Annotated in this window: 8 protein-coding genes; 2 read left to right on the top strand and 6 right to left on the bottom strand. The window is 66.3% G+C overall.

The genetic code is table 11. From position 1 onward, the window contains the following. A partial coding sequence (locus MUO23_11055) for a sugar phosphorylase (GenBank protein ID MCJ7513494.1) occupies nucleotides 1–1,535 on the top strand: 1,535 nt, incomplete at its 5' end. Continuing rightward, nucleotides 1,528–3,306, top strand: a complete 1,779-nt coding sequence (locus tag MUO23_11060) for a hypothetical protein (protein MCJ7513495.1) — start codon at nucleotides 1,528–1,530, stop codon at nucleotides 3,304–3,306. The genes MUO23_11055 and MUO23_11060, both read left to right, overlap by 8 nt. A gap of 114 nt (nucleotides 3,307–3,420) precedes the next feature. Here MUO23_11060 and MUO23_11065 read toward each other — a convergent pair whose 3' ends face one another. The 6 genes from MUO23_11065 to MUO23_11090 all read right to left on the bottom strand — a co-directional run. Next, nucleotides 3,421–4,416, bottom strand: coding sequence for a sugar phosphate nucleotidyltransferase (locus MUO23_11065; protein ID MCJ7513496.1), 996 nt, complete (start codon nucleotides 4,414–4,416; stop codon nucleotides 3,421–3,423). Further along, complete coding sequence (gatA, locus tag MUO23_11070) at nucleotides 4,413–5,882, bottom strand: Asp-tRNA(Asn)/Glu-tRNA(Gln) amidotransferase subunit GatA (GenBank protein MCJ7513497.1); 1,470 nt, start codon at nucleotides 5,880–5,882, stop codon at nucleotides 4,413–4,415. The genes MUO23_11065 and gatA overlap by 4 nt, the downstream gene beginning before the upstream one ends. A gap of 35 nt (nucleotides 5,883–5,917) precedes the next feature. After that, nucleotides 5,918–6,208: an Asp-tRNA(Asn)/Glu-tRNA(Gln) amidotransferase subunit GatC gene (gatC, locus tag MUO23_11075; protein ID MCJ7513498.1), complete on the bottom strand. Its 291-nt coding sequence runs from the start codon at nucleotides 6,206–6,208 to the stop codon at nucleotides 5,918–5,920. A 96-nt stretch (nucleotides 6,209–6,304) separates the two neighbouring features. Beyond that, complete coding sequence (locus MUO23_11080) at nucleotides 6,305–6,511, bottom strand: hypothetical protein (protein MCJ7513499.1); 207 nt, start codon at nucleotides 6,509–6,511, stop codon at nucleotides 6,305–6,307. A 335-nt stretch (nucleotides 6,512–6,846) separates the two neighbouring features. Beyond that, nucleotides 6,847–7,071 carry a PspC domain-containing protein gene (locus MUO23_11085; protein MCJ7513500.1) on the bottom strand — a complete coding sequence of 75 codons (225 nt, stop codon included), beginning with the start codon at nucleotides 7,069–7,071 and terminating at the stop codon, nucleotides 6,847–6,849. A 175-nt stretch (nucleotides 7,072–7,246) separates the two neighbouring features. Continuing rightward, nucleotides 7,247–8,170, bottom strand: a 924-nt coding sequence (locus tag MUO23_11090; GenBank protein MCJ7513501.1) for a hypothetical protein, incomplete at its 5' end; no start/stop codon positions are given.

The raw sequence follows: 8,170 nt of genomic DNA on the forward strand, positions 1-8,170 counted from the left end.
CGCCGGGCGTAACGCCGCTGGCTTGCCTGGGTGAATTCCTCGATGCCCACGTCGGGCAGGTCGTCAACGGAATCCACGTCCTGCCTTTCTTCCCGTCCTCGTCCGACGATGGGTTCTCGGTCGTCGACTACCTGCGGGTGGATCCGGCGCTGGGAAGCTGGGACGATATCCACCGCCTGGCTGAGCGCCGGCGCCTGATGATCGATGCCGTCCTGAACCACGCCTCTTCGCAGAGCGAGTGGTTTCAGGCTTACCTGCGAGGCGAGCCCGGGCACCGTGATTTCTTCATCGAGATCGCGGGCGAGGCCGACCTGAGCCACGTGGTGCGCCCGCGCACAACGCCGCTGGGCACGGTCTTCGCCGCCTCCGGCGGAGACAAGCAAGTGTGGACCACGTTCAGTGCCGACCAGGTCGACCTGAACTTCGGCAACCCGCAGGTGCTGTTGAGGGCTGTCGGGGTCGTGCTGGAGTACGTCGCCCACAGGGCGAGCATGATCCGCCTGGATGCCATCGCCTACCTGTGGAAGGAACTTGGCACCGCGTGCATCCACCTTGCCCAGACGCACCGGATCGTGCAGCTGCTGCGGGTGGTCCTGGATGAAGTTGCGCCGCACGTCAAGCTGGTGACCGAGACGAACGTCCCGCACGCAGAGAACGTCTCATATTTCGGCGACGGACAGAATGAAGCTCAGTGGGTGTACAACTTTGTTCTGCCGCCGCTGGTGCTGCATGCTCTGTGGCGAGGCAGCAGCGCGGCGTTGGCGGACTGGGTCTCCGGCCTGACTCTGCCGTCGCCCAGAGTGACGTTCTTCAACTTCCTTGCCTGCCACGATGGCATTGGGCTCAACCCCGCCCTCGGGATCCTGCCGGCGAGCGAGATCGAGGCGTTGGTGGAGAGGGTGCTGCACCGAGGCGGGGAAGTATCGGCCAAGCGGAATCCGGATGGGTCCGAGAGCCCGTACGAGCTGAATGTCAACTACTTCGACGCCCTGTCGGATTCTCCCTCAGAGGCGCTGCAAACTCAGGTGGATCGGTTCATGGTGGCGCAGAGTATCATGCTCGCATTGCGCGGGGTGCCCGGCATCTACTTCCACAGCCTGTTCGGATCCCGCGGCTGGCCGGAGGGCTTCCGGGGCTCCGGCATGAAACGCACCATCAACCGCCAGAAGCTGAGGCGCGCCGACCTCGAGGCCGAGCTTGCCCAGGACGGTACGCTGCGGCGGCAGGTCCTCGACCGCTTTCTGCGCCTGCTGAGGGTGCGTGCAGCCTGCAAGGGCTTTCATCCCCATGGAAGCCAGGAGGTGGCGCCGGCGGGAGAGGCGGTGCTGGCGCTGTGGCGGGCTTCGCCGCTCGGGGAAGAGCCGGTGTTGTGCCTGCATAATCTGCGATCGCAGGCACAGACCGTCGTCGGCGTGGCTCGCGGAAGGGCGATGCACGATCTGCTGAGCGGGGAGCACATGGAGGACCCTCGTAGGATTCCCCTGGCGCCGTATCAGGTGAGATGGCTGCGGACGGATGAAGCGTCCCATGGATGAGACAAGATCGTCCTTCCTCTTGCTGCTACGTGATCGGATAGACCTCGATCGAATCCCGTTCACCGAGCGCGGCTCGCGGTTGATGGTGCTCCGGAATGGAGAGGGTTTCGCCATCCGCCTGGCGGAGCGTTGGCTGAAACGGGAACTCGAGCTGGCCGCCTACCGTGTGCGCCCTTCGATGGTGGAGGGCCTGCAGTTGACGGATGGCGGCGGGCAGCCGCTGGCCGTGGAGATCACCACCTTCCCGCACTGCATCACCTGCCGCACCCGGATCGGCGAATTCCAGTTCGTGTTTGTCGACAGCGAGACGTTGCTGGTCTCCCTGCCCAGCGCCCACTGCGGCGTGACCTTCCGGGCCTATCTAGATCAAGTCCAGACCGATCGGCGGGGGGGCGTGCTGCGCTTGACTGGCGAGATCCGGCGCAACCTGGCCTACACCACCAATGCCGGAGTCCTGAGGAATGAGACCAGCGACGGCGGCACAGGTCGTCAGCTGATCCGACTGACCGTAGACGCCTCCGCTGGCGGCCGGGCCCTCTTGCTCAACCTCACGCCCCGGCTGGGCTTCAACCGCTGGGTCCCCCCGATCGCAGGCGTGCTGCAGGCGGCGGAGCGCCGCTGGCACGAGTGGTTTGCGGCCGTGCCGGTCGTCGCCGAGGCGCTTCGGCCGCAGTACTACTACGCCTGGTGGACGATGCGCGCCGGCCTGATCTCCTCGCGCTACTTCGTCACCCGCGAGGTGATGACCCCCTCCAAGCTGCACTATGTGGGCTCGTGGCAGTGGGACAACTTCTTCCACGCCCTGGCCTACCGTCACGTTGAACCCAGGCTGGCGCAGGACCAGCTGCGGATTCTGCTCGACCACCAACGGGACGACGGGATGATTCCGGATGCTGTCCACGACGAAGGAATCGTGACGCATCTTGGCTATCCCGTCGAGGCCGACGTCACCAAGCCGCCACTGATCGCCTGGGCGGCCTGGAAGCTGTTCCAGCACGACCATGACCGGGAGTTCCTGGACGAGATTTACGAGCCGCTGGTCAGGTCGAACCGCTGGTGGTTCGAGAACAACGACGTCGACCAGAATGGGTTGTGCGAATACCAGCACCCGTACTCGTCCGGCCTCGACGATAGCCCCTTGTGGGACGAGGGGATGCCGGTGGAGTCGCCGGACCTGAACACGTATCTATGCCTGCAACAGGAGTCGCTGGCCAGGATCGCCGAGGTGCTCGGGGAGTCAGAAGACGCCCGGGTGTGGGCGCAGCGGGCCGACGACATGGCAAACCGCATGATCAAGCACTTGTGGGACCCGGCAGCCGGCCTATTCTGGGCTCGGCGGGACGGCAAGCCTATCGGCGTGCGCACCCCCTTCAGCCTGTTCCCGCTGATCACCGGCCGGATGCCTGCCGAGGTCACCCGCAGGCTCGCGGCGCATCTGACGGACGAGCACGGCTTCTGGCCGCGCTTCCCGATCCCGACCGTGGCCCTGAACGACCCGGCCTTCGACGCCCAGACGATGTGGCGCGGGCCGACCTGGATCAACGTCAACTACCTGATGATCGAGGGCTTGCGGCGCAGCGGGCTGGAGGACGAGGCCCGGGAGCTTCGGCGCAGGACGCTCGAGCTCGTCAGTCGCGGGCCGGACCTGTATGAGTACTACCATCCGCTGACCGGGGAGAGGCCGCCGCAGGCGGCCTCGACCTTCGGCTGGACGGCGGCGCTGTACATCGACCTGGCTATTCAGGCCAGCCGGGAAGAGGCTGGCGGCTGAGGCTTGGCGGCAGGCCGATTGCGCTTCGGCTGCCGCTCGCCGGTCTATCGGCGGAACGTCCGCCTGAGGCCAGATGCTTTCCACCCAGCGGGCTAGGTGCTCGAACCTGATCGACTAGGCGAACCCGATTTCGGAGGAGTCTCCCACGTTAAGGGATTGCTGGCGGCCGATCACCCGCGCCTCGCGGCCGATCAGGGAACCGGCCAGGCTGGCGCCCTGAATCTGCGATCCGGCATCGACGATCGAGTCCTGGATCACCGAGCGCACGATCTCGCACTCGGCCCCGATGCTGACATGGGGTCCAATGACGGACTCCTGCACCACGGCCGACGGATCGACATACACCGGCGGCACAATCACCACGCCCTGGCGGGTGGCGGCCTGGGCGGAGTTGTCGCTGCCGGTCGCCAGCAGGTGGCGGTTGGTCTCCAGCAGGCTGTCGGCATTGCCGCAATCCAGCCAGACGTCGACCGGAGCGGTGCGCATCTTCAGGCCCTCATCGAGCAGGATGTTGATGGCGTCGGCCAGGAAGAACTCGCCCTGCAGGCGTTGGCCGCTCGCCATCTGCTTCTCGATGGCCGATAGCAGCGCTTCTCCCTGCGGGAAGAAATAGCCGCCGACGACGACCAGGTTGTTGCTGGCGTCCTCAGGCTTCTCCACCAGGCGGCGCACGCTGCCATCCGGCCGCACCTCGGCCACGCCGAACCGGCGCGGATCCGGCACGGCCTTGACCCAGGCGACAGCCTCAGGCCGATCCGGCTGCAGGCTGGAAAAGTCCGTGTCGATCAGGGTGTCGACATAGATTGTGAGGATCGGTCCGTGCAGATACTCGCGCGCTAGCCACACGGCATGCGACTGGCCGAGCATCTCGGTCTGTTCGAGATAGCGAGCCTGTAGGCGGGGGTAGTGCTCGGCCACGTAGGTCTCGACCTGACGGCCGAGGTAACCAACGATGAAGACGACCTCTTCGACGTCCGGCAAGTCGGCGAACATGTCGAGCACGTGGCCCAGCACGGCCTTGCCGGCCACTGAGACCAGCGGCTTGGGCTTGGACCACGTATGCGGACGCAGGCGCGTGCCGTAGCCGGCCATGGGAATCACGATTCTCATAGGGGGGGCCGCTCCTTGTGCCAGCCGGTTGCCTGCTGGTAGGCGTGCGTCGCCTGGAAGAGCGCCGCTTCGCCCAGGGCCGGCGCCATCAACTGCATGCCGATCGGCAGTCCGTCGGCGTCCCGGCCGACCGGGAAAGCCATCCCCGGAACGCCGGCCAGGTTGGCCGGAAGCGTAAACACATCTTCCAGGTACATCGCCAGCGGATCGTCTCCGTGAGCGCCGATGGCGAAAGCAGTCGTCGGCGCGACCGGACAGCCGATCAGGTCAACCTGCTGAAATGCCAGATCGAAGTCTTGCTTGATCAGGGTGCGCACTTTCTGGGCCTGGCCGTAGTAGGCGTCGTAGTAGCCTGCCGACAGGGCATAGGTGCCCAGCATGATCCGGCGTTTGACCTCGGGGCCGAACAGGCGGCCGCGCGTCTCCAGATACTGGTCGAGCAACTCCTGCCCGGGAAGGCGGGGTCCGAAGCGGATCCCGTCGTAGCGGGCCAGGTTAGCGGAGGCCTCCGCCGGGGCAATCACATAGTACACCGGAAGCGCCAGGTCGGTGTGCGGCAGGCTGATCGGCACGGCCTGCGCGCCCAATGCCACCAGCGTCTCGACGGCCTGGCGGACGCCGCCCTCGACGTCGGGGTGGATGCCTTCGATGAAGTACTCGCGGGGGACGCCGATTCGCACGCCCCGCAAATCGCCTTCCAGCGGGATCGGGGTCAGGACGTCCTGGCGTGAGGTCGAATCCAGCGGATCGAATCCGGCCATGCCCTGGTAAATCGGCAGCAGGTCGGCCGCCGATCGGGCGAGACCGCCGATGCAGTCCAGCGATGAGCCATAGGCAATCAGACCGTAGCGCGAGACCCGGCCGTAGCTGGGCTTGAGTCCGGTGATGCCGCAAAACGATGCCGGCTGGCGGATCGAGCCGCCGGTGTCGGTGGCCAGCGCAGCCAGGCACAGCCCGGCGGCGACGGCGGCCGCTGGTCCCCCGGACGACCCGCCGGGGACGCGCTCCAGGCTCCAGGGGTTGTGCGTGACGCCATAGGCCGAGTTCTCGGTGGACGACCCCATGGCGAATTCGTCGGTGTTGGCCTTGCCCAGAACCACCACGCCCTGGTCGAGCAGTCGTTGGACGGCGGTCGCCGTGTACGGAGGTCGGAACCCTTCCAGGATGCGCGAACCGCAAGTGGTGGGTACCCCCGCAAGGCACAGCACGTCCTTAACGGCCATCGGCAACCCGATCAGCGGCGGCAGGTCGCCGGAGCCTTGCCGTCGGGCCTGGGCTAGATGGGAATCAGCCTGGTCCGCCTGCGATAGCGCCAGCTCCGGCGTCAGCGCCAGGTAGGCATGCAGGTGTTCATCGAGGAGAGCGATTCGATCCAGGTGGGCTTGCGCCAGTTCGCGCGCCGAGAACTGCCCGGCCCGCAGCCCGGCGGCGGCTTCCAGCAGGGTGAGATCTGTCAGTCGAGTCATGCCGGTGGCCGGTCGGTGCCCAGTCCGTTCAGGCCTCAGGCGTCGAAGACGGGAGGAATGCGGAAGAGCTCGCCCTCGGCGTCGGGTGCGTTCTCCAGAATGCGCTCACGGTTGGCGGACTCCAGGGGTACATCCGGGCGTAAGCGGGCCTGGACCGGGAGCACGCTAGCCGTCGGCGGGATGGCGGTGGTGTCCACCCCGGAGAGACGGGCGGCATGCTCCAGAATCGACGACAGCTGCTGCTGGAAGCGTTGCTCTTCTGCGGGCGTCAGCGACAATCGGGCCAGGCGGGCGATATGCCGGACTTCATCGAGGGTCAGCGTCATGGGAGAGCGATTATAGCAGACGGTGCGGACGCCAACGCTGGATCATCGGTCAGCTTGGGAAGTGTGTTGCGGGCCTTCGGCGAGCGCGAGACGAGGTCAGCCAGCCGAGTGGGATTCGGGGGAGTCGGGGTCATCGACCGCCAGCCGGGCACCCAGCTCGCGCAACGCCACGTCCACCATGCCATCCGGCTCGACGTAGACCTCGCCGACCGAGCCGGGCCCAGCCTCTGGCCGCGAGCCATGCCTGCGGCCAACCCATCTGCGCCGTATCGGCCTAGCCTCCACCTTCACGAGAGTGTCCATCCTACAATCCACCATATCCAGGTTTCCTTCGTGGCCCCGCCCTATATATATGGTATGGACATTCGGGGTCCAGTGGCCTTACGGTTTCACTACAGGCCCAGTTCTAGCACATTTGTGTTAGGGAAGGATTAACCCCTAGGCCGCTTGCCGGGGTCTGAAGGGGTGAGATTCCACCGGTTCCGGGGAGCCTGTGGAGCAGCGCCGTAGTCAGGGATGGCCAATCCCGGCACCGGCGTGGCGGGAGTCTCTCGCCGCACTCTGCGGCGCTGCAAGCCTTCGGCACCAGCCGGAGCATCCCCCTGAGCCGGTGCCGAGGCAGGGAGGCCGTGCGCCCGTCAGGAGGCCGGGGTCGTCGAAGAAGCAGGCAGGGGCTCGATCGGAACGAGAATCAGCAGCAACAGGTAGGCAATCAAGCCTGGGCCGCCGGCGAGGGCCAACACGACGAACAGCACTCGGACCAGCGTCGGGTCGACGTCGAAGTACCCGCCCAGCCCACCGCACACACCGGCGAACATCCGCTCGCTTCGGCTTCGATACAGGCGGCGAATCTCAGTTGCCATCCCACGCTCCTTCGTTCGTTCTCTCTCAGCCTCTGTACGTTATGGACGGAAAGCGGTTGCGCCCCGGCCGGTGCTGGCTTACACGATTCCGCACGCATTCGCACCTCAGGAAAGCAAGTGCGGGGCATGACGCCCCGCACTGTAAGACCTTGCTGACCTTGCTGACGGAGAACGGCTAGAACCAGGAGGGTTCCGGTGCGGCCTCCACCCGGATGTCATGGCGAAGGTCTTTTACGGCCAGCGCCCATGCTCCCAGCCCCCAGACGGCGACGGCCAATGCCACCAGTGGGCCGATCCACGGAATGCCTGCCACGACAACGTACACCAGAAGCCCAAGCACATACGGGCCAAAACGCCCGCCGGCTGCGCTCGGCCGGAACTTGCCTAGGATTCGTCGCCCGATCCACACACTGACTGCGATCGGCGCCAGCCACACGATCGCCACGGCCGCAGCCAGGAGCAGGCCTGCGAGGACGAGCATGCCCAGGAAGACGACCGTCGTGGCCAGTGCCTGCAGGGTGAACAGGCCGAAGATTCCCGCCAGGAGGATAGTTAACGCCAGGACCGCCACGAAGGCCGTCAGGATCAGCACCATCGCCAGGAGACCCCATCCCAAGCTGGCCAAGGGCTGCGTTTCGAGGGTCTCAACACTTCGCTTGAGCGGCCGGCGGGCGAGCCACAGCAACAGCGAGCCGACCAGGAGCAAGGCCAGGAAGCGACGCAGTCTGCCCAGCAGGTAGGACACGGCGGACAGCGTCTCTCGACGCTCGGCCTGCTGGTTGGTTCCCTGGGTGAACAATGTCTGGCCGCCAACCACGCCGGCAGGAACGCTGGCGGCCTGGGTCGAGGTGTATTCCAGATTCCCGGCGATGCTGGCGTCCGACCCGAAGGTCAGCCCGCTGGGAACGGTGGGCACAGCCGGCATGCCCGGGGCGAACTGTGTCGGGAAGAAGGGTCGCGGCTCATCGGGTCCGCCCACGCTGAGACGGGCATCTCCGCCGACGGCCCCTTGGATTGCCAGAGCCGCCGTACCGGCTAGCAGGTCGTCGCCGACCTCGCCAGCCAGCAGGGCCTGCCCGCCGCCCCACATCAGGTCGCC

The organism is Anaerolineales bacterium (genome assembly GCA_022866145.1).
Taxonomy (GTDB): Bacteria; Chloroflexota; Anaerolineae; order Anaerolineales; family E44-bin32; genus PFL42.